Below are 21,010 nucleotides of genomic sequence, written 5' to 3'. Positions count from 1 at the left end.
GTCAGGGAAGGCCCATGCTTCGAACACCGAGCGGCGGTGCCGGACACGGCACCGCCGCCACGGACAGGCTGATGAGCATCGGCACCGTGCTCAACGTGCTGCGCGACGAGTTCCCCGAAGTCACGATCTCCAAGATCCGTTTTCTGGAGTCGGAAGGGCTCATCGAGCCGCAGCGGACCCCCTCGGGGTACCGCAAGTTCAGCGCGCATGACGTCGAGCGGCTCGGCCACGTCCTGCGGATGCAACGGGACCACTATTTGCCCCTGAAGGTGATCCGGGAGCATCTGGAGGCCATGGAGCGCGGCGAGGCGGCCCCGCTGCCCGCTGTGGGCCGTCCGCGTGACGGAGAGGCCGCCCCGGAGCCTGCCGAGGGGCCCACGGCCGTCAGGATCGGGCGCGCGGAGCTGCTGGCCGCCGCCGGCGTGGACGAGGCCGAGCTCGCGGAGTGGGAGTCGTACGGGCTCGTCACTCCACTGGAGGACGGGGTGTACGACGCCGAGGCGGTCACCGTGGCGGCGCTGGTCACCGAGCTGGGGCGGTTCGGGATCGAGCCGCGGCACCTGCGGATGATGAAGGCCGCCGCCGACCGTGAGGCCGGGCTGGTGGAGCAGGTCGTGGCCCCGCTCAAGCGGCATCGCAACCCCCAGACCAGGGCGCATGCGCAGGCCCGCGCGAAGGAGCTGGCGGGGCTGACGGTGAAGCTGCACGCCGCGCTGGTGCAGACGGCGCTCGGGGTGCGTCTGCCCTGAGTGGGCGGGCGTGGGAGGGGCCGGATCGGGCGCGCGAGCCCTGCCCGACTACCCAAACGTCCCGAGCACGGCCTAGGGTTGCTGTGTGAACGAGCTCGATGTCGTAGGTGTCCGGGTGGAAATGCCCTCCAACCAACCGATCGTGCTGCTGCGTGAAGTGGGAGGCGACCGTTACCTTCCCATCTGGATCGGTCCGGGGGAGGCGACGGCGATCGCCTTCGCCCAGCAGGGCATGGCTCCCGCGCGGCCGCTGACCCACGACCTGTTCAAGGACGTGCTGGAGGCCGTGGGCCAGGAGCTCACGGAAGTGCGCATCACGGACCTGCGGGAAGGCGTCTTCTACGCGGAGCTGGTCTTCGCCAGCGGCGTCGAGGTGAGTGCCCGCCCGTCCGACGCCATAGCGCTCGCCCTGCGCACCGGGACGCCGATCTACGGCAGCGACACGGTGCTCGACGACGCCGGTATCGCGATCCCGGACGAGCAGGAGGACGAGGTGGAGAAGTTCCGCGAGTTCCTCGACCAGATCTCTCCCGAGGACTTCGGTACGAGCAGTCAGTGAGCTGTGGTCCGGTCCTGAGGACGGGGTGTGAGGGCGGTCCGGCGGACGAGGTGGTCCGCGGCGGGGCCGCCCGACGTGTGCCGAGGGGTGAAATGCCCGCATGTGCCGAAGGCGAGTGAGAGCGTCTCACGGCCCGCGCCGAGCACATTCGGCTAGCCTTTCCCCGCGGTGGGGCACGGGAAACCACTCTTAGGGTGATTATCACTCGGCGTGGCGAGTGTGGCGATCGTTGACGCACCCCTGGTGACTGCCTACCGTCGAGAAGGCAGGTCAAGGACGGAGGTCGGCGTGAGAAGCAGCGGCGGCGGTACGGCTGGGGGTGGCCCCGAGCGCAGTCTCAGGGCGAGCGGTCCGTACCCTCCCACCGGCTCACGGCTCCGTTCGAGCGGGGGCGGATGTCCCCGGCCAGACGGCGCGGCAGATCACGCTCCGCAGCGACCGACGGCGGTGCCGAGCAGCGGAGGGACGACGTCCATGGCGTCCGAGCAGATCGGCTATCGCGGCCCGACGGCGTGTGCGGCCGCCGGCATCACCTACCGCCAGTTGGACTACTGGGCCCGCACCGGGCTCGTCGAGCCGAGTGTGCGTTCCGCCCACGGGTCGGGGACGCAGCGGCTGTACAGCTTCCGGGACGTCGTGGTTCTGAAGATCGTCAAGCGGTTCCTCGACACCGGGGTGTCGCTGCAGAACATCCGCACGGCGGTCCAGCACCTCAGGGAACGCGGTTTCAGCGACCTGGAGCGGATGACGCTGATGAGCGACGGTGCGACGGTCTACGAGTGCACCTCGCCGGACGAGGTGCACGCCCTCCTCCAGGGCGGTCAGGGCGTTTTCGGGATCGCCGTGGGCGTGGTGTGGCGGGACGTGGAGAGCGCGCTGTCGCAGCTGCACGGGGAGCGGATCGACACCGGCGAGACCCTGGTCGGGCCCAACCCGGCGGACGAGCTCGCGCGGCGGCGCAACCGGGCCGTCTGAGGCGGATCCCACGGCGTTGTGCCCGGGCGCAGGGACGTTTCCTCGTCCAGGCGCGAGCGACTCCTCAGGTGCCCTCGGGCGGCTCGCATGCGGTTTCCCCGGGCGGTCAGGGTGGCCGCCGGGGCGTTGTCAGTGGCGTAGGGCAGCATCGGAGATGTGAGAACCGCGCCCACGATCCTGCATCTCGACATGGACGCCTTCTTCGCCTCGGTGGAGCAGGCGTCCAAGCCGAGCCTGCGGGGGAAGGCCGTGGTCGTGGGCGGCCTGGGACCGCGGGGCGTGGTCGCCACGGCGTCGTACGAGGCGCGGGTCTTCGGTGTGCATTCGGCGATGCCCATGGGGCAGGCCCGGCGGCTCGCGCCCCACGCCGCGTATCTGGTGCCGCGCTTCCAGCTCTACAAGTCGATCAGCGAGCGGGTGATGGAGCTGCTGCGGGCGCTGTCGCCGCTGGTGGAGCCGCTGAGCCTGGACGAGGCGTTCGTGGACCTGGAAGCCGGGGGAGTGGCCCGCGACGAGGCGTCGGCCCGGCTGGTCGGGGCGCGGCTGCGCGCGGACATACGGGCGGCCACGGGACTCACGGGGTCGGTGGGGCTCGCCGCGTCCAAGATGCTCGCGAAGATCGCTTCGGAACAGGCCAAGCCCGACGGGCTGGTGGTCATCGAGCCGGGCACCGAGCGGGCGCTGCTCGCGCCGATGTCGGTGCGGACACTGCCGGGGGTCGGCCCCGCGACGGGTGACCATCTGCGGCGGGCCGGGATCACCACGGTCGGGGAGATCGTCGAGGCCGGCGAGGACGAGCTGGTCCGGCTGCTGGGGAAGGCGCACGGGCACGGGCTGTACGCGATGGCGCTGGCGCGGGACGACCGGCCCGTGGTGGCGGAGCGCGAGGCGAAGTCGGTGTCCGTGGAGGACACCTACGACGTGGACATCCACGACCGGCTGCGGGTGGGGATGGAGGTGCAGCGGCTCGCCGACCGGTGCGTGCGCAGGCTGCGCGGGGCCGGGCTGTCGGGGCGGACCATCGTGCTGAAGGTGCGGCGGTACGACTTCTCGACGCTCACCCGGTCCGAGACGCTGCGCGGGCCCACCGACGACCCCGCGGTGATCCGTGAGGCGGCCGCCCGGTTGCTGGACTCGGTGGACACCACGGGCGGGGTGCGGCTGCTCGGAGTGGGGGTCAGCGGTCTCGCGGACTACACCCAGGAGGACCTGTTCGCGCAGGCGGCCGGGGAGCGGACGGTGGCCGACGGGCCGGTCGAGGAGCATGCCGCCGCGCCTGCCGAGGAGCAGCAGGCGCCGGCCGAGCGGCGCTGGCCCGCGGGGCACGATGTGCGGCACGCCGAGTTCGGGCACGGGTGGGTGCAGGGGAGCGGCCTGGGGCGGGTGACCGTGCGGTTCGAGACGCCCGGTTCGACGCCGGGCCGGGTGCGGACCTTCCGGGTCGACGACCCCGCGCTGGAGCCCGCGGATCCGCTGCCGCTGGTGTTACGAAGACCCGGGGAGAAGCGCGGCGCGGGTGCCGCCGGTGCCGCGGGGGCGTCGGGGCAGGACGGGACGGCCGGGCCGCGGGTGGGCCTGTCCGAGGCCTCGCCGGGATAGGCGTCGCCTTGCGGCCGGGCGTCACGGCCGGGGGAGGGCCCGGGATCAGGTCGTCGTCTCGTCCCTGTCCGCCAGCTTGCCGAAGTCGTGGTCGCGCTCCGCGAGCGGGGGAGGGGCGGCGACGTCGAGGCCGTAGTGGTGGTAGAGCTGCAGTTCCTGCTCGGGGGAGAGGTGGCGGCCCACGCCGAAGTCGGGGGCGTCCTTGATGAGGGCGCGTTCGAAGGGGACGTGCAGGGCGCCGTCGATCAGTTCGCTGGGCTCGAGGGGGACGAACGCGTCCCTGCTGAACAGGCCGGTCCGTATGGCCGCCCACTCCGGTTCGCCGGTGGCGTCGTCGAGGTAGACCTCGTCGATCGTGCCGATCCTGGTTCCGTTGCGGTCGAATGCCTTGCGGCCGATCAGGTTGCGCGGATCGATCTCGGTACGCACGGGCCCTCCACGTGGTCGCAACTCATCCGTAAACACTACAAAACGGCACAACGGGGGAGGTGGCCACTCGAAGGTTCGTGCGTGGCCCTCGCTGGTACGCTGGCAGCGGCTGCTGACCCCGTGCGGGAGAGTCCTCCGGACACCACCGGAGGCGCCGAAGGAGCAAATCCTCCCCGGAATCTCTCAGGCACACGTACCGCACGGACGAGGTCACTCTGGAAAGCAGGGCGGGTGTCGACGGCTTCCGCTCTCACCGACGGTGAAAACCGGCGGCCCTCGGGCCGTCCGGTGAAGCTCTCAGGTTGAGATGACAGAGGGGGAGGCCGTTCGGGTACCCGCGCCGTGGTGCCCCTCGAAGGTCGTGTCAGACCAGGAGGCCTCCGCAATGACCGCCCATCGCATTCCGCTCTCCGAACTCGAAGAGGCAGTTCCCTTCGAGCAGCGCCACATCGGCCCCGACCACGAGGCCCGCGCCAAGATGCTCGCGCAGGTCGGCTACGGCTCGCTGGACGAGCTCACGGCCGCCGCGGTCCCGGCCGTGATCAAGAGTGCCGAGGCGCTCGACCTTCCGGGTGCCCGCAGCGAGGCCGAGGTGCTCGCCGAGCTGCGCTCCCTCGCCGACCGCAACCAGGTCCTCGGCTCCATGATCGGGCTCGGCTACTACGGCACGTTCACGCCGCCGGTCATCATGCGCAACGTCATGGAGAACCCCGCCTGGTACACGGCCTACACGCCGTACCAGCCGGAGATCTCCCAGGGCCGCCTGGAAGCCCTGCTGAACTTCCAGACCGTGGTCGCCGACCTCACCGGGCTGCCGACGTCCGGCGCCTCCCTGCTCGACGAGGGCACCGCGGCCGCCGAGGCCATGGCGCTGTCCCGGCGCATGGGCAAGAACAAGAAGGGCCTGTTCCTGGTCGACGCGGACGCGCTGCCGCAGACCATCGCCGTGATCCGGACCCGGGCCGAGCCGGCCGGTGTGGAGGTCGTCGTCGCCGACCTCGCGGAGGGCATCCCGGCCGAGATCGCCGAGCGCGAGATCAACGGCCTGCTGATCCAGTACCCGGGCGCCTCCGGGGCCGTCCGCGACATCAAGCCCGTCATCGACCAGGCGCACGAACTCGGCGCGCTGGTCACCGTCGCCGCCGACCTGCTCGCGCTGACGCTGCTGAAGTCGCCCGGTGAACTCGGCGCGGACATCGCCGTCGGCACCACGCAGCGCTTCGGCGTGCCGATGGGCTTCGGCGGGCCGCACGCCGGCTACATGGCGGTCCAGGAGAAGATGGCCCGCAGCCTGCCCGGGCGGCTCGTGGGCGTCTCCGTGGACGCCGACGGCAACAAGGCCTACCGCCTCGCCCTGCAGACCCGTGAGCAGCACATCCGCCGCGAGAAGGCGACCAGCAACATCTGCACCGCGCAGGTGCTGCTCGCCGTCATGGCCGGCATGTACGCCGTGTACCACGGGCCGGAGGGCCTCAAGGGCATCGCGCGGCGCACCCACCGCTACGCCACGGTCCTCGCCGCCGGGCTCGCCAACGGCGGGGTCGAGGTCGTGCACGGCTCCTACTTCGACACCCTGACCGTGCGCGTCGCGGGCCGGGCCGCCGAGGTCGTGGCCGCCGCGCGGGACAACGGGGTCAACCTGCGCATGGTCGACGCCGACCACGTCTCGATCGCCTGCGACGAGACCACCACCCGGTCCCAGCTGCGGGCCGTCTGGGCCGCCTTCGGCGTCGAGGGCGTCGTCGAGGCGCTGGACGCGTCCACGGAGGACGGCCTCCCGGCCGCCCTGCTGCGCACCGACGAGTACCTGACCCACCCGGTCTTCCACCAGTACCGCTCCGAGACGTCCATGCTGCGCTACCTGCGCCGGCTCGCCGACCGCGACTACGCGCTCGACCGCGGCATGATCCCGCTGGGCTCCTGCACCATGAAGCTCAACGCGACCACGGAGATGGAGCCGGTCACCTGGCCCGAGTTCGGGCAGCTGCACCCCTTCGCGCCCGCCGAGCAGGCGGCCGGCTACCTCACGCTCATCCGTGAGCTGGAGGACCGCCTCGCCGAGGTCACCGGGTACGACAAGGTCTCCCTCCAGCCGAACGCCGGCTCGCAGGGCGAGCTGGCCGGTCTGCTCGCCGTCCGCGGGTACCACCGGGCCAACGGCGACGAGCAGCGGACCGTGTGCCTCATCCCGTCCTCCGCGCACGGCACCAACGCCGCGAGCGCCGTGATGGCCGGCATGAAGGTCGTCGTCGTGAAGACCGCCGACGACGGCGAGATCGACGTCGAGGACCTGCGGGCGAAGATCGAGCAGCACCGCGACCAGCTCGCCGTGCTGATGATCACCTACCCGTCCACGCACGGTGTGTTCGAGGAGCACGTCTCCGAGATCTGCGCGCAGGTGCACGAGGCGGGCGGCCAGGTCTACGTCGACGGCGCCAACCTCAACGCCCTCGTGGGGCTCGCCAAGCCGGGCCACTTCGGCGGTGACGTCTCGCACCTGAACCTGCACAAGACCTTCTGCATCCCGCACGGCGGCGGCGGCCCGGGCGTCGGCCCGGTGGCGGTGCGCGAGCACCTCGCGCCGTACCTGCCGAACCACCCGCTGCAGCCCGAGGCCGGACCCGAGACGGGCGTGGGGCCCATCTCCGCCGCGCCCTGGGGCTCCGCGGGCATCCTGCCCATCTCCTGGGCGTACGTCCGCCTCATGGGCGGTGAAGGGCTGAAGCGGGCCACGCAGGTGGCCGTGCTGAGCGCCAACTACATCGCCAAGCGGCTGGAGCCGCACTACCCGGTGCTCTACACCGGGCCGGGCGGGCTGGTCGCGCACGAGTGCATCATCGACCTGCGGCCATTGACCAAGGCGACCGGGGTGAGCGTCGACGACGTGGCCAAGCGGCTGATCGACTACGGCTTCCACGCGCCGACGATGTCGTTCCCGGTGGCCGGCACGCTGATGATCGAGCCGACCGAGTCGGAGGACCTGGCCGAGCTGGACCGCTTCTGCGAGGCGATGATCGCCATCCGCGCGGAGATCGAGAAGGTCGGCTCCGGCGAGTGGCACGCGGAGGACAACCCGCTGCGCGGCGCCCCGCACACCGCCGGCGCGCTCGCCGGGGAGTGGGAGCACGCCTACAGCCGCGAGGAGGCCGTCTTCCCGGGCGGTGTCTCGGTCGCCGACAAGTACTGGCCGCCGGTGCGCCGCATCGACCAGGCCTTCGGTGACCGGAACCTGGTCTGCTCGTGCCCGCCGCTGGACGCGTACGAGGACTGATCGACCGGGCTGGTTCGAGGGAGGGGCTCCGCGATGCGGGGCCCCTCTCGTCATGCTTGGGGGGCAACGGCTCGACTTCACCGGCGCCGTGATCGCACCCGCGCGCCCTCAGGCCTGTGTGCGGACCGTGATGCCGCGTCCTGGCGGCGCGGGCACGCCAGGTGGCGGCGGTCGACGCGTGAAAGGCGAGCTGAGAGCCGTGCGGCGGTCGCCGGGCCGTTGTGAGGCGGCCTTGCCGATCCCTTCGCGGTGGACACCCTGTGTGATCGCGGGCGGCACGACTCCGTAACGTTCGCCCTTTCAGTCGAATGTTTCGTTCTGGGTCAAGTCCCCATGCTGACTTGAGATTCCCTGCGTTCGAGGGGTTGTCACCCTTTGGCCGATGTCTCTAGGGTGCGGCATCAACGCAGCTTTCTGGATCTCATTCGAAACTTTCGAGGAGCTCATGATGGGCGACCCGGCACTGTCCCGCCGCGGCTTCCTGGCGGCCTCCGCCGCGACCGGTCTGGGGATGACCGCACTGACCGCTTGCGGCGGGGACTCGGACGGAGGGTCGTCCGGGACGACCACGATCGAGTGGTGGAACATCTCCACCACCGAGCCGACCAAGAGTGTCTGGGCCGCTCTGGCCCGGAAGTTCGAGGCGCAGAACCCCAAGGTCAAGGTGAAGATCGTCCAGTTGGAGAACGACGCCTACAAGTCCAAGATGACGGCCCTGACCTCCTCCGGGAAGCTGCCCGACATCTTCCACACCTGGGGCGGCGGCGTGCTCAGGCAGCAGGTCGACGCCGGGCTTGTCGAGGACCTCACCGACCGCACCGCCCCCTGGGGCGACGGCCTGCTCCCCGTCGCCAAGGAGCCGTACCTGATCGACGACCGGGTCTACGGCATCCCCTTCGACATCGGCATGATCGGGTTCTGGTACAACAAGGCGCTCTTCGCGAAGGCCGGCATCAGCGCGCCCCCCACCACCTGGAGCGCCTTCCTCGACGCCGTCCGCAAGCTGCAGTCCGAGGACGTCACGCCCCTCGCCCTGGCCGGCAAGGAGAAGTGGCCCGGCATGTACTACTGGGCCTACCTGGCGATGCGCACCGCCGGCGCCGAGGCCCTGCAGAAGGCCTACGACGACAAGGACTTCACCGGTGCCCCGTTCGTCGAGGCGGGCGAGCACCTGCAGGACCTCGTGCGCCTGAAGCCGTTCCAGAAGGGCTTCCTGGGCGCCGCCTACTCCAGCCCCACCGGCCAGGCGGCCACCGTCGGCAACGGCAAGGCGGCCATGGAACTCATGGGCCAGTGGGCGCCCGTGGTGCAGGCCGACGCGGGCAAGGGGCTCGGCAAGGACCTCGGGTTCTTCCCCTTCCCCGCCGTCGAGGGCGGCAAGGGCGCCATCACCGAGGTGTTCGGCGGAGGCGGCGGGCACGCCCTGCGGCGGGGCGCGCCGCAGGCCGCCGTCGACTTCCTCGAGTTCTTCGCCTCCGAGGCCACCGACCGGGAGCTGGTGAAGAAGACCGGTGTCCTGCCGGTCGTGCCGGCGGCCGAGAGCGCCCTCACCGACCCCAACATCAAGGCCGTCCAGGCGGAGCTGAAGAAGGCCACCGGCTTCCAGCTCTACCTCGACCAGGCGTACGCGCCCGCCGTCGGCCAGGAGGTCAACGACAGCGTCGCCGCGCTCATCTCCGGATCCCAGTCGCCCGGACAGGTCGCCCAGTCGATCACCAGGACCGCGAAGGAAGAGCAGTAACCGGCGATGACCTCCACGTTCCTGCCGGACCAGAGGACCGGCCCCGGCGCCGGCCCGCCGCCCCCCTCCCCGGAGCGCACCCGGGGACGGGCCCGGCGGCGCACGCTGCACTGGCTGACCGCGGCCGGCTTCCAACTGCCCGCCCTGGTGCTGTTCATCGGGCTCGTGCTGCTGCCGATGCTGTTCGCCCTGTACGCCGCGTTCTTCCGCTGGGGCGGCTTCGGCATGCCCTCCGACTACGTCGGCGGCGAGAACTTCAGCCGGCTCTTCCAGGACGACGTCTTCCTCGGCGACCTGTGGCGCTGCCTGGTGCTGGTGGTGCTGTCGCTCGCCCTGCAACTGCCGTTCGCGCTCGCCATGGCCGTCCTGCTGAACCAGCGGATGCGGGGCCGGGCGGTGTATCGGATGCTGTTCTTCGCCCCGTACGTCCTGTCCGAGGCGATCACCGGAATCCTCTTCGGCATGATCTTCGCCCCGGACGACGGCTTCGCCGACCAGATCCTCGGCAAGGTCGGGCTGGACGGGCTGGGCGGGGAGTGGTTCGCCGATCCGTCCACGGTCATGGCGACCCTGTTCCTGGTCATGACCTGGAAGTACTTCGGCTTCCACATGATGCTCTACCTGGCCGGACTGCAGGCCGTCCCCCGGGAGCTGACCGAGGCGGCGCTCATCGACGGGGCCGGGCCCTGGCAGCGCTTCCGCAACGTGACGCTGCCGCTGCTCGCACCGACCCTGCGCATCAGCGTGTTCCTGTCGGTCATCGGGGCCATCCAGCTCTTCGACCTGGTGTGGGTGACCACCGCGGGCGGCCCCGACCACCACTCCGAGACCATGGCCGTGACCATGTTCCAGTACGGCTTCAAGCGCTACCAAGTGGGCTACGCCAGCGCGATCAGCGTGGTCATGTTCGCCATCAGTCTCGTCTTCGCCCTCACCTACCAGCGGTTCGTGCTCCGGCGCGACCTGGAAGGGGCCACCACGACCATGCGGGGTGACGGAAAGTGACGTCTCGTCGGAAGAGCCGCGGGGGCGGCGGGACCTGGGGACTGCACCTCGTCCTGGTCGTCGTCGGTGCCGTCATGGCCGTCCCCCTGCTGTACGCCGCCCTGTCCGGCTTCAAGTCCACCGACGAGCTGTCCCGCAACCCGGTCGGACTGCCCGAGTCGTGGATCACCTCCAACTACACGGGGATCCTCGGCTCGGGCGACTTCTGGCGGCTGATCGGCAACAGCACGCTCATCGCCGTGGGCACGACCGTCCTGGTCGTCGCGGTCTCCGCCCTGTCGGCGTTCTCCTTCGCGCGGTTCGCCTTCCGCGGCCGTGAGGTGCTGTTCACCCTGTTCACGATGGGGCTGATGTTCCCGTTCGCGGTGGCGGCCCTGCCCCTGTTCCTGCTGCTGCGGTCGCTGGGCCTGCTGGACAACCCGCTCGGCGTGATCCTGCCGCAGGCCGCGTTCGGGCTGCCGATGACCATCATCATCCTGCGCGGCTTCTTCCGGCAGATCCCCGGTGAACTGGAGGAGGCGGCCACGCTCGACGGCTGCACCTCCTTCGGCTTCTTCTGGCGGGTGCTGCTGCCCATGGCGCGGCCCGCGCTCGGCACGGTGTCGGTGCTCGCCGTCGTCACCAGCTGGAACAACTTCTTCCTGCCGCTGCTGGTGTTCACCGACGCGCAGTGGTGGACGCTGCCGATCGGCGTCCAGCAGTTCCAGGGGCAGTACTCGGCGGACTACGCCAAGGTGTTCGCCTATCTGGTGCTCGCCATGGTGCCGGCCCTGGCCTTCTACTCGGTCGCCGAGCGCCAGCTCGTCGGCGGCCTCACCGCGGGCGCCACGAAGGGCTGAGCGCACCGCGGGACGTACGGCTCTCCAACCACCCGACCGTGAGGAGTCGCACCATGCCCAGAACCCGACCACGCCTCGCACTCGCCGGGGCGGTCGCCGCCGCGCTGCTACTCGGGGGCATCGCGACGGGCCCGGCGGCACAGGCGGACGAGCGGCACGGCGAGGAGCGGACACTCGCCGAGCTCGCCCAGCGCCACGGCCGCTACTTCGGCAGCGCCACCGACAACCCCGAACTCGTCGACGCGCCCTACACGGCCCTGCTCGGCAGCGAGTTCGACCAGATCACGCCCGGCAACGGCATGAAGTGGTACGCGACCGAGCCCCAGCAGGGCGTGTTCGACTTCTCCCAGGGCGACGAGATCGTGGACCTCGCCCGCGCCAACCGGCAGAAGGTGCGCGGCCACACGCTCGTCTGGCACAGCCAGCTGCCCGAGTGGCTCACCGCGCGCGAGTGGACGGCCCCGGAGCTGAGGGCCGTGCTGAAGAAGCACGTGCAGACGGTGGTGCGGCACTACCGGGGCAAGGTGTTCGCCTGGGACGTCGTCAACGAGGCGTTCAACGAGGACGGCACCTATCGGGAGACGATCTTCTACAGGACGCTCGGCCCGGGGTACATCGCCGACACCCTGCGCTGGGCCCACCAGGCCGATCCGCACGTCAAGCTCTACCTCAACGACTACAACATCGAGGGGATCGGCCCCAAGAGCGACGCCTACCACCGGCTCGCCAAGGAACTGAAGGCCCAGCGCGTCCCGCTGCACGGCATCGGCCTCCAGGCGCACCTGGCCCTCCAGTACGGCTATCCGGCGACCCTGGAGGACAACCTCCGCCGCTTCGCCCGGCTCGGTCTCGACACCGCGCTCACCGAGGTCGACGTACGGATGCAACTGCCCGCGACCGAGGAGAAGCTGGCCCTGCAGGCCGAGTGGTACCGGGACCTGACCGCCGCCTGCCTCGCGGTCCGGCGCTGCGTGGGCATCACCCTCTGGGACTACACCGACCGGTACTCGTGGATCCCGGGGTTCTTCCCGGGCGAGGGCGCGGCCCTGCCGTGGGACGAGGACCTGCGCCCGAAGCCGGCGTACTTCGCGCTGCGGGGAGCGCTCGGGGAGAACTGAAGGGTGATCGCGGAACCTCCCGGCGTCCTCTGGAAGCGGGCCGAACCGGGAAGGCGTCCGGGCGATGACCGTGGTGCTGCCGGCGGTGACAGGCGGTGACGGGCCCCGGACACGCGTCGGGGCCGGTGCGCAGCGTGTCCTGCGTCCGGCCCCTCATGTCCGCGGGCGGGTCTCACCCGCCCGCCGGCCTTCAGGCGGCCGTGACCACCTGGCTGCCCGCGAGCGGGCGGTGCGGGGCGATGACCCGGCCGTCCGGCAGCAGCTCACCGGTGTCCTCGAAGAGCACCACTCCGTTGCACAGCAGGCTCCACCCCTGCTCCGGGTGGTGCGCGACGAGCCGGGCGGAGTCCCGGTCGGCGGAGTCGGCGGACGGGCACGGTGTCTGGTGCTGGCACATGGGTGGGATCTTTCGCTCTGTCGTAAGGGACGATGTGACGGGACTGGTCGAGTCGGTTGTCGTGTGTGTTCCGCGGCTGGAACTGTCGCTCATGGCCGCCCCCCGTGTGATAAGTCGTCGGAACCCAGTGTTGCCCCACGGGCGTCGATCCGCAGGGATTTCGCGGCACCGCTTCTCACAGGTTCATGACGCATCACCCGCGCGGGCGGTTCATCCCAACTCCACCGTCCCTTCGGGTGGTTCGCAGTGGCCGGATGGGGCTAGTCCGCTCGGGTCGGCGGCCGACCGGCTCGTACGTGCCATTCGATGCTCGTACGAGCGATCGTGTGAGCGGTGCAGCCGTCAGAGGAGCGGAAAACGGGGCGGGCCCCGCCACCGGAACGCGGTGACGGGGCCCGTGCGGTGTGGCGTTTCAGGCGGGTGAGTCGAGCAGCCGTGTGGGGCTGGCCCGGTGGGTCAGCACCGGGAGCAGCTCGGCGACGCGGTGCGGGCGGTGGGCCGCGATGCCGGGAGGCGCGGGGGCCAGCGGGACGAGCAGGTCGGTGGCGGCGGGGTGGCCGGCGGCGCCGTCCGCGGCGCAGTCCTCGTGGAGCCAGAGCGTCAGCATGTACAGGCCCGGCACGGACAGCAGGCGGGGCTGGTACGGCTGCGGCATCGTCTCGGCCAGGCGGAGGGCGCGCTCGGTCGAGGTGATGTACGGGCCCTCGAAGAAGTGGGAGAAGGCCCAGCCGTCCGGGGTCAGCATGGTCTCCGCCGCGGCCACGGCGCGCTCGCCGCTGCGGATCAGGAAACGCCACCCGGCCAGCCGCGTGACCGGCACGCCCTCGGTCGTGACCCGGTCGAGGTGGTGCACCGGCAGCGGAAGCTCGGGCGTGGTCGGTCCCTGGGCGCGGAGCAGAGAGGGAGTTCGGGCCTCGCGGACCGCGGTCGGGGAGGAGAGCGCAGTCAGGACGGAACGGAGTGCGGGCGCGGGAGCCTGGGGGACATGCAGCGGCATGGTGGGTCGCCTCTCATTCGAAGGCACGGTGGCGCGAGGGCGGGGGCGGACGGCGCTGTCAGCTCACGGAAGGGGCAGCAGGGCAGGGGCCGGGGTCTGAACGAGAGGGGGGTGGGGTCCGCCGAACAGCGCGTCGACGACCGGACCCATCGACCGTGGGCGCCAGCCTTGTGCCTTGTTCGCGGAGTTTATACGACACGGGTTCAGACTGTGTTTCGGCTAGCCGTTTCCGGTGAGTAGAACAAGAGCACATTCGGTCGGCGATACGCGAATGATATCCCGATTCCAGACGGTGCTCCGCAAGGGTGACCTCGGCGAATGTCCGCGAACCGGTCGGCCCGTTCTCGTCGGCGTTTTTCACGAGTTTTGGGACCCGAAAGCGGTACTGCGCGTCATGCCGGATGAATGTGCCACCGGTCACACGGAACCAGCGTAGCGGCCGGCGGACCCGTCCGGGGACGTTATCGATCGCTTTCGCTGGGCATCCTCCACCTGACCGGGACCCGGCCGCCGGGTGCTCGGCCGGCAGCATCCGAGGAGGGACGCTTCAATGGGCGAGAAGGTCGCGGCAGGCGGATTCGACCTGTCCGATCGCCAGCGCTACCGCGACAAGCTGCGTCAGTGTCTGACGGGCTTGGAGCGGCTTCTGGCGGAGAAGCGGTTCGACCGCCCGAAGAACCTGATGGGGCTGGAGATCGAATTGAATCTCGCGGGCGCCGACGGCATGCCGAAAATGTTGAACGGGCAAGTCCTCGAACGCATCGCCAGTCGCGATTTCCAAACAGAACTCGCCATGTTCAACCTGGAAGTGAACATCCCCCCACACCGTCTGGGGGACCGGGTTTTCGACCGGCTCGCCGAGGAACTCCGTACGTCGCTGGCATATGCCGACCGAAAAGCCGGAGAAGTCGACGCGGGAATCGTGATGATCGGCATTCTGCCGACCCTCGACCGCGACGACCTGGTCTCGTCGAACCTCTCCGACGCCGATCGCTACACCCTTCTCAACGACCAGATCGTGGCCGCCCGCGGCGAGGAGTTCACCCTCGACATCGACGGCGTGGAGCACCTGAGCTGCACCTCCAAGTCCATCGCCCCGGAGGCCGCCTGCACCTCCGTGCAACTGCACCTGCAGGTCACCCCGGCCCGGTTCGCCGACGTGTGGAACGCGGCCCAGGCGGTCGCCGCCGCGCAGATCGCCGTCGGCGCCAACTCGCCGTTCCTGTTCGGCCGCGAGCTCTGGCGCGAGTCGCGTCCCCCGCTGTTCCAGCAGTCCACCGACACCCGCCCGCCCGAACTCCAGGCCCAGGGCGTCCGCCCGCGCACCTGGTTCGGCGAGCGCTGGGTGGACTCGGCGTACGACCTCTTCGAGGAAAACCTGCGCTACTACCCGGCCCTGCTGCCGATCTGCGACGACGAGGACCCGCTGGAGGTGATCGACCGGGGCGGCACCCCCTCGCTCGCGGAGCTGGTCCTGCACAACGGCACGATCTACCGCTGGAACCGCCCGGTCTACGGCGTCGCCGACGGCGTCCCGCACCTGCGCGTGGAGAACCGCGTCCTGCCCGCCGGGCCCACCGTGATCGACGTCGTCGCCAACGCGGCGTTCTACTACGGCCTCGTCCGAGCCCTGGCCGAGGAGACCCGGCCGGTGTGGACCCGGCTGCCGTTCGAGGCGGCCGCCGCCAACTTCGACGCCGCGTGCAAGGACGGCATCGACGCGCGCTTCACCTGGCCCCGGCGCGGCCGGTACGGCGGCACCACCGAGGTCGACGCGGTGAGCCTGGTCCGGGACGAGCTGCTGCCGCTCGCCGAGGCCGGGCTGGACGCCTGGGGTGTCGAGCCGGCCGACCGCGACCTGTACCTGGGCGTGATCGAGGAGCGCTGCCGGCGCCGGGTGAACGGGGCGAGCTGGCAGGCCGCGACCTTCCGCCAGGCCCTCGACACCGGACTCTCCCGGCAGGAGGCCCTGGCCGCCACGACCCGGCGCTACCGCGAGCTGATGCACAAGGGGGACCCGGTGCACAGCTGGCCGGTGGGGCTGCCCGAGCCGCTGCCGCCGCTCGGCTGACGCGCCCGCGGGCCCGCGACCCGCTGCCGCCATACTGATCCGACACGTCGGTGAAGGGGAGGCAGCAGTGCAGGCGGAGGCGAGCCCGGTGGGCGATTCCATTCCCCAGCAGGGGCTCTCACGGCGGATGCTCCGCAACGAGACGCTGCTCGTCCTCGCGCTGTCGCTGGGGGCGAGCGCGGTGTCCGCGCTGATCAGCTTCATCGGCTCCGTCACCGAACCGGGCGGGCTCAAGGACCAGGCGGCCACGATGAACGCCTCGGCCGCACCCGGGCGGCCCTGGCTCGACCTGGCCTGGCAGCTCTTCGGGATCACCACCGCGCTCGTGCCGGTCGCGCTCGTCGCGCACTTCCTGCTGCGCGAGGGCGCGAGCCTGCGCACGATCGGCTTCGACCGCACCCGCCCCTGGCCCGACCTCGGCCGCGGCGCCGCGATCGCCGCGGTCATCGGCAGCACCGGCATCGCCTTCTACCTGGCGGCCCGCGGCCTCGGCTTCAACCTCACGGTGGTCCCCGAGGCGCTGCCCGAGGTGTGGTGGAAGTACCCGGTGCTGATCCTCGCCGCGATCCAGAACGCGGTCCTGGAGGAGGTCATCGTCGTCGGCTACCTGCTGCGCCGCCTCGACCGGCTGGGCTGGACCCCGACGGCCGCGCTGGCCGGAAGCTCGCTGCTGCGCGGCTCCTACCACCTCTACCAGGGCATCGGCGGCTTCATCGGCAACATGGTCATGGGCGTCGTCTTCGTCTACCTCTACCGCCGCTGGGGGCGTGTGGGCCCGCTGGTGGTCGCCCACTCGCTGCTCGACATCGGGGCGTTCGTCGGCTACGGGCTGCTCGCCGGCAAGGTGGGCTGGCTGCCGACCGCCTGACGAGCCGGAGCGCGATGCGGGGGCGTACGACGGTGTCGTACGCCCCTCCGGCTGTCCCGGGCCCGGCGGCGATCGGCCTCAGGCCAGCAGCTCGCCGTCGATGACGGTGACCGCCCGGCCGGTCAGCAGGGTGCGGTCGCCGCGCAGCTCCGTGCGGACGCGGCCCGAGCGGGGGGAGGCCTGGAGGCCGGTGAGGGCGGCGCGGCCCAGGCGGTGGGACCAGTACGGGGCGAGCGCGGTGTGGGCGCTGCCCGTCACCGGGTCCTCGTCGATGCCGACGTTCGGGAAGAAGCAGCGCGAGACGAAGTCGTAGCCCTCGTCCGGGTCCTGCGCGCGGGCCGTGGCGATGACGCCGCGGTCGGACAGGGCGGCGAGGGCTTTGAAGTCGGGGCGCAGGCCGTGCACGGTCTTCTCGTCGGCCACCTCCACGAGCAGGTCGCCGACGTTCGGGCCGGTGTACCGGACCGTGAGCGGCTCGGCGCCCAGGGCCTCGGCGAGACCGCCGGGCGGATCGACCGGGGTGAGCGGGGCCGTCGGGAAGTCCAGCGTCACGGAGCCGTCGTCCCGCGCGGTGGCGACCAGCACGCCGCTGCGGGTCGCGAACCGCACCGGGCCCCGGTGCGCGCCGGTCCCGCGCAGGACGTGGGCGGTGGCCAGGGTCGCGTGGCCGCACATCGCGACCTCGGTGACCGGGGTGAACCAGCGCAGCGCCCAGTCGGCCTCGCCGCCCTCGGGGAGGGGGTGGGCGAAGGCCGTCTCGGCGTGGTTGACCTCCATGGCGACATCGCGCAGCCAGGAGTCCTCCGGGAAGGCGTCCGCGCCGGGCAGGAGCAGGACCCCGGCCGGGTTTCCGGAGAAGGGGCGATCGGTGAAGGCGTCGACGATTCGGATCCGCATGCCCCGACGCTAGAGGCACGGTGAAGCCGCAGGCCAAGGCCAATCGGCGAGTCCTGGCCCGGTTCCGCCGGCCGGGGCTGCGGGCCGGTGCCTGCACGATCTGGGTCTCCGCCTGTCCCTCCGGCCGGGGCGCCGGTGTCCCGTGCCGGCGAACCTCGGCCGATCGTCACGGAAGCCGACCGCCGGGGCGGGGACGTGACTGAGCGAGCGGGCTGGCGACTCCGGCGCTCACGGAGGGCTCGCGCACCATGAACACGTCCACCGGATCCTCGGTCTCGACGGTGAACCCGTGACGTGCGTACAGCCGTCGGGCCGGACTGCCCTGCAACACGTTCAGCCGGACGAGGACGCCGCCGCGGTCACACCGCTCCAGCAGCCCGCGCAGCACGCCCGAGCCGATGCCGCTGCCCTGGAGGTGTGGGGCCAGGTAGAAGTGCTCCAGCCAGTGGCAGTCCTCCGCCGGGCGCAGTGCCACGCAGCCGGCGAACGCACCGCCCACCTCGATCACCCAGGTGTGGGCCGGGTCGAATCCGTCGCGCAGCCGCTGCCGCACCCGCTGCGCGTCGTACCGCCCGAGCCGGTCCAGATCCGCCCGCAGCACCCTCGCACGCAACTCGGCCACCGCCTCCACGTCGGACGACGACGCCGGCCGGATCTCCCAGACCCCCATGATCGCCACGCTACCGCGTCCGAGCAGGTGCGGCGTGCCGCTGGGAACACGGGACCGTCGCAGGCCGGGCGGTTGCCGCTGCTCCCAACGCTCCTCCGCACGCGGCAGGGTCTTGTCGAGCGAGCTGTTCCGATATATCGTTGAGGCATCGCGACAGATCAACGATGGAATGGAGAGTGGTTGCGATGCGTACCCACGGTTTCGAGCACGGACACGGACCGCGGCACGGCCGGGGCGGCTTCGAGGGCCTGCGGGCCGCGTTCGGTCCCTTCGGGCCGGGCGGCCCCGGTGGTCCCGGCTGGGGAGGGCCCGGTGGTCCGGGCTTCGGCCCCGGTCCCTGGGGCGGCCGCGGGCGGGGCGGGCCGAGGGGAAGGGCCCGGCGCGGTGACGTACGGGCCTCGATCCTGGCCCTGCTCAAGGACCGCCCGATGCACGGCTACGAGATGATCCAGGAGATCGCCGAGCGCAGCGGCGGGGCGTGGAAGCCCAGCCCCGGCTCGGTGTACCCCACGCTCCAGTTGCTGGAGGACGAAGGGCTGATCGTCAGTGCGTCCGAGGGCGGCAAGAAGCTGTTCTCGCTCACCGAGGCGGGCCGCGCCGCCGCCGAGGAAGGGCCCGAGGCGCCCTGGGAGGAGGCCTCCCGCGGGGTCGACTGGGAGGCCCTCGGCGAGATCCGCCAGGCCGGGTTCGGTCTGATGGAGGCCTTCGGCCAGGTCTGGAAGACCGGCAGCAAGGAGCAGCGCGAGAAGGCGCTCGGCGTCATCAACGACGCGCGCAAGAAGCTGTATCTGATCCTCGCCGACGAGGACTGACCGGCTCGCAGGGGGCGCCCCCGGAGCGATCCGGGGGCGCCTTCCGGGTGGGCTTCGCCCACACGTGTTCGATACTGACGACGGGTCGGCGCGGGTCCGTCTCGGGGTCCCTGCGGCTTGATGTCCTCCGCAAGGAGGAGATTGCGGCGGGGGATGTCCACTCTCCGTGGGACGCGAAGATGCTTCCCGCCGAGGATGACCCGGACCCCGGGGGGCTGATGGGGTGGGCACGTGCAACCCCAGATCCCCCGCCAGTCGGCCCATGAGCACGGCACTCAGCGCGTGGACAACGATGCCAGGCTCAGCGACGAACTGGCCTCGGTGGTCGGTGGCGCCCGCCGCCGGGCGGTCCGGGACGGAGACCGGCAGATCGACACGGCCCATCTGCTGCACTCGCTCCTGGAGTCCGGCCCCGAAGCGCGGGCCGTGTTCGGCGACGGACCGCCCCTCGCCCGGCTGCTCGGCTACCTCGTCCAGCGCAGCATCGGCTACGGACTGCGCTGGCAGAGCGGCGTCGAGGACTCCGGCGCCGGGCCCGTGGTGACGGGGAGCGCGGGCTTCTCGCCGCTGGCCGCCGCCGCGATGGAACGCGCCTGCGCGCGTGCCGCCGAGCGGTGCCGCGCGGCGCGCGGCGTCGACCTGCTCGACGCGATCCTCGTCGACCCGCAGGCCCGCGCGGTCGAGGTCCTCCAGCGCGCCGGGATAGACCCGGGCGAGGTGCGGGTCCGGCTGGCCGACGGGACCCCTTGGCCTCCGGAGTGCGTGGGGGGCGGCGAGGCGGCGCACTGACCGGATCCGCGCCGTCCAGGCAGTGAGACAGGTGCCATGAGGGGTGACGCTCCTGTCATGGCCTGTCATCATGTGCCGGTGCTTACGTCTGACAGCAGCCCGAGCGGGCACGGCAGGGGCGTCGGTCTGGGTCTCGCGCTCGGGTCCGCGGTCGCCTTCGGCGGATCCGGTGTCGCGGCCAAGCCGCTGATCGAGGCGGGCCTCGACCCGCTGCACGTGGTGTGGCTCCGGGTGGCGGGGGCGGCCCTGGTGATGCTGCCGCTCGCGGTGCGCCACCGCGCCCTGCTGCGCCGCCGCCCCGGACTGCTCGCCGGCTTCGGCCTGCTGGCCGTCGCCGGTGTCCAGGCCTGCTACTTCGCCGCGCTCTCGCGCATCCCCGTCGGAGTGGCGCTGCTCATCGAGTACCTGGCGCCCGCGCTGGTGCTGGGCTGGGTGCGGTTCGTGCAGCGGCGGCCGGTGACACGGGCCGCCGCGGTCGGAGTCGTCCTCGCGGTCGGCGGACTCGCCTGTGTCGTCGAGGTGTGGTCGGGGCTCGGCTTCGACGCCCTGGGACTGCTGCTCGCGCTCGGCGCGGCCTGCTGCCAGGTCGGCTACTTCGTCCTGTCCGACCACGGCGGCGACGCCGGTGAGGAGGCGCCCGACCCGCTCGGTGTCATCGCCTACGGCCTGCTCGTCGGGGCGGCCGTGCTCACCGTCGTGGCCCGGCCGTGGAGCATGGACTGGTCCGTGCTCGCGGGCACCGCGCGCATGGACGGCACGCCCGTCGCCGCGTTCGTGCTGCTGGCCTGGATCATCCTCGTCGCCACGGTCGTCGCGTACATCACCGGCATCGTCGCCGTGCGCCGGCTCTCCCCGCAGGTCGCCGGGGTCGTGGCCTGCCTCGAAGCGGTCATCGCCACCGTCCTGGCCTGGGTCCTGCTCGGCGAGCATCTGTCGGCGCCGCAGATCGCCGGGGGCGTGGTCGTGCTGGCCGGCGCGTTCATCGCGCAGTCCTCGACGCCCGCGAAGGGCTCCGGGGACCCGGTGGCGAGCGGAGGCCCGGAAAGGGAGTTGTCCCGGCGGGGGACCGCGGCCTAAGGTGCCGATCATGCCTTCCGACGCGCTCGTCCTTCCGCCTCCGGCCGCCTGAGGCGGGCCCTCCGGACACCGTGCCCGGCGATCTCACCGCCGGGCCGGACGGTGCTGCCCGCAGACGAAGTCCGCGGACCCCGCTGATCACACCTG

At 71.6% G+C, this 21,010-nt stretch carries 19 protein-coding genes and 1 riboswitch; of the genes, 14 read left to right on the top strand and 5 right to left on the bottom strand.

Translation table 11 applies throughout. The annotated features are described in order from the left end of the window. Positions 1 to 14 precede the first annotated feature (14 nt). The 4 genes from ABZY20_RS35245 (at position 15) to ABZY20_RS35230 (ending at position 3,882) form a co-directional block, all read left to right on the top strand. Complete coding sequence (locus ABZY20_RS35245; RefSeq protein ID WP_356447280.1) at positions 15 to 749, top strand: MerR family transcriptional regulator; 735 nt, start codon at positions 15 to 17, stop codon at positions 747 to 749. 85 nt (positions 750 to 834) lie between these two features. Continuing rightward, positions 835 to 1,308, top strand: a complete 474-nt coding sequence (locus ABZY20_RS35240; protein ID WP_026253112.1) for a bifunctional nuclease family protein — start codon at positions 835 to 837, stop codon at positions 1,306 to 1,308. A 474-nt stretch (positions 1,309 to 1,782) separates the two neighbouring features. Next, positions 1,783 to 2,283 (top strand): MerR family transcriptional regulator, encoded by a 501-nt coding sequence (locus ABZY20_RS35235; protein WP_356447279.1) that lies wholly within the window; start codon positions 1,783 to 1,785, stop codon positions 2,281 to 2,283. A gap of 156 nt (positions 2,284 to 2,439) precedes the next feature. Then, a complete protein-coding gene (locus ABZY20_RS35230) occupies positions 2,440 to 3,882 on the top strand; it encodes a DNA polymerase IV (protein WP_356447278.1) in 1,443 nt (480 codons plus the stop codon). Positions 3,883 to 3,927: 45 nt separating this feature from the next. Here the strand turns inward: ABZY20_RS35230 and ABZY20_RS35225 are convergent, their stop codons facing one another. Further along, positions 3,928 to 4,311, bottom strand: a complete 384-nt coding sequence (locus ABZY20_RS35225; RefSeq protein WP_356447277.1) for a PRC-barrel domain-containing protein — start codon at positions 4,309 to 4,311, stop codon at positions 3,928 to 3,930. Positions 4,312 to 4,424: 113 nt separating this feature from the next. Then, positions 4,425 to 4,520: riboswitch (glycine riboswitch) on the top strand. A 176-nt stretch (positions 4,521 to 4,696) separates the two neighbouring features. Between ABZY20_RS35225 and gcvP the strand changes: the two genes are divergently transcribed. The 5 genes from gcvP (at position 4,697) to ABZY20_RS35200 (ending at position 12,285) form a co-directional block, all read left to right on the top strand. After that, positions 4,697 to 7,582, top strand: a complete 2,886-nt coding sequence (gene gcvP / locus ABZY20_RS35220) for an aminomethyl-transferring glycine dehydrogenase (RefSeq protein ID WP_356447275.1) — start codon at positions 4,697 to 4,699, stop codon at positions 7,580 to 7,582. 448 nt (positions 7,583 to 8,030) lie between these two features. Further along, entirely contained in the window at positions 8,031 to 9,323 is a 1,293-nt protein-coding gene (locus tag ABZY20_RS35215) for an extracellular solute-binding protein (RefSeq protein ID WP_356447273.1), read from the top strand. Positions 9,324 to 9,329: 6 nt separating this feature from the next. Next, a complete protein-coding gene (locus ABZY20_RS35210; protein ID WP_356447271.1) occupies positions 9,330 to 10,328 on the top strand; it encodes a sugar ABC transporter permease in 999 nt (332 codons plus the stop codon). 74 nt (positions 10,329 to 10,402) lie between these two features. Beyond that, positions 10,403 to 11,167 carry a carbohydrate ABC transporter permease gene (locus tag ABZY20_RS35205; protein ID WP_356447294.1) on the top strand — a complete coding sequence of 255 codons (765 nt, stop codon included), beginning with the start codon at positions 10,403 to 10,405 and terminating at the stop codon, positions 11,165 to 11,167. Positions 11,168 to 11,220: 53 nt separating this feature from the next. Then, entirely contained in the window at positions 11,221 to 12,285 is a 1,065-nt protein-coding gene (locus ABZY20_RS35200) for an endo-1,4-beta-xylanase (RefSeq protein WP_356447269.1), read from the top strand. A gap of 190 nt (positions 12,286 to 12,475) precedes the next feature. On the opposite strand, the gene ABZY20_RS35195 is transcribed toward ABZY20_RS35200, so the two are convergent. Together ABZY20_RS35195 and ABZY20_RS35190 are read right to left on the bottom strand one after the other, a co-directional pair. After that, positions 12,476 to 12,682, bottom strand: a complete 207-nt coding sequence (locus tag ABZY20_RS35195) for a DUF5999 family protein (RefSeq protein WP_356447267.1) — start codon at positions 12,680 to 12,682, stop codon at positions 12,476 to 12,478. A gap of 412 nt (positions 12,683 to 13,094) precedes the next feature. Next, on the bottom strand, positions 13,095 to 13,679 hold the full coding sequence (locus ABZY20_RS35190) for a hypothetical protein (protein WP_356447266.1): 585 nt from the start codon (positions 13,677 to 13,679) through the stop codon (positions 13,095 to 13,097). A gap of 550 nt (positions 13,680 to 14,229) precedes the next feature. Between ABZY20_RS35190 and ABZY20_RS35185 the strand changes: the two genes are divergently transcribed. Both ABZY20_RS35185 and ABZY20_RS35180 read left to right on the top strand, forming a co-directional pair. Further along, entirely contained in the window at positions 14,230 to 15,750 is a 1,521-nt protein-coding gene (locus ABZY20_RS35185; RefSeq protein ID WP_356447264.1) for a glutamate--cysteine ligase, read from the top strand. Positions 15,751 to 15,817: 67 nt separating this feature from the next. After that, on the top strand, positions 15,818 to 16,618 hold the full coding sequence (locus ABZY20_RS35180; protein WP_356447262.1) for a type II CAAX endopeptidase family protein: 801 nt from the start codon (positions 15,818 to 15,820) through the stop codon (positions 16,616 to 16,618). 78 nt (positions 16,619 to 16,696) lie between these two features. Here ABZY20_RS35180 and ABZY20_RS35175 read toward each other — a convergent pair whose 3' ends face one another. Together ABZY20_RS35175 and ABZY20_RS35170 are read right to left on the bottom strand one after the other, a co-directional pair. After that, a complete protein-coding gene (locus ABZY20_RS35175; protein ID WP_356447260.1) occupies positions 16,697 to 17,515 on the bottom strand; it encodes a PhzF family phenazine biosynthesis protein in 819 nt (272 codons plus the stop codon). Positions 17,516 to 17,681: 166 nt separating this feature from the next. Beyond that, positions 17,682 to 18,185, bottom strand: coding sequence for a GNAT family N-acetyltransferase (locus tag ABZY20_RS35170; RefSeq protein ID WP_356447258.1), 504 nt, complete (start codon positions 18,183 to 18,185; stop codon positions 17,682 to 17,684). 185 nt (positions 18,186 to 18,370) lie between these two features. Between ABZY20_RS35170 and ABZY20_RS35165 the strand changes: the two genes are divergently transcribed. The 3 genes from ABZY20_RS35165 (at position 18,371) to ABZY20_RS35155 (ending at position 20,863) form a co-directional block, all read left to right on the top strand. Further along, positions 18,371 to 18,997: a PadR family transcriptional regulator gene (locus ABZY20_RS35165; protein WP_356447256.1), complete on the top strand. Its 627-nt coding sequence runs from the start codon at positions 18,371 to 18,373 to the stop codon at positions 18,995 to 18,997. 231 nt (positions 18,998 to 19,228) lie between these two features. Then, positions 19,229 to 19,786, top strand: coding sequence for a Clp protease N-terminal domain-containing protein (locus ABZY20_RS35160; RefSeq protein WP_356447254.1), 558 nt, complete (start codon positions 19,229 to 19,231; stop codon positions 19,784 to 19,786). Between the two features lie 72 nt (positions 19,787 to 19,858). Further along, positions 19,859 to 20,863 (top strand): EamA family transporter, encoded by a 1,005-nt coding sequence (locus ABZY20_RS35155; protein WP_356447292.1) that lies wholly within the window; start codon positions 19,859 to 19,861, stop codon positions 20,861 to 20,863. The last annotated feature ends 147 nt before the right edge of the window (positions 20,864 to 21,010 follow it).

Origin of the sequence: Streptomyces sp. NPDC006624 (genome assembly GCF_040611555.1) — a bacterium.
Lineage (GTDB): Bacteria > Actinomycetota > Actinomycetes > Streptomycetales > Streptomycetaceae > Streptomyces.
This window is presented reverse-complemented; position numbering and strand designations above follow the sequence as displayed.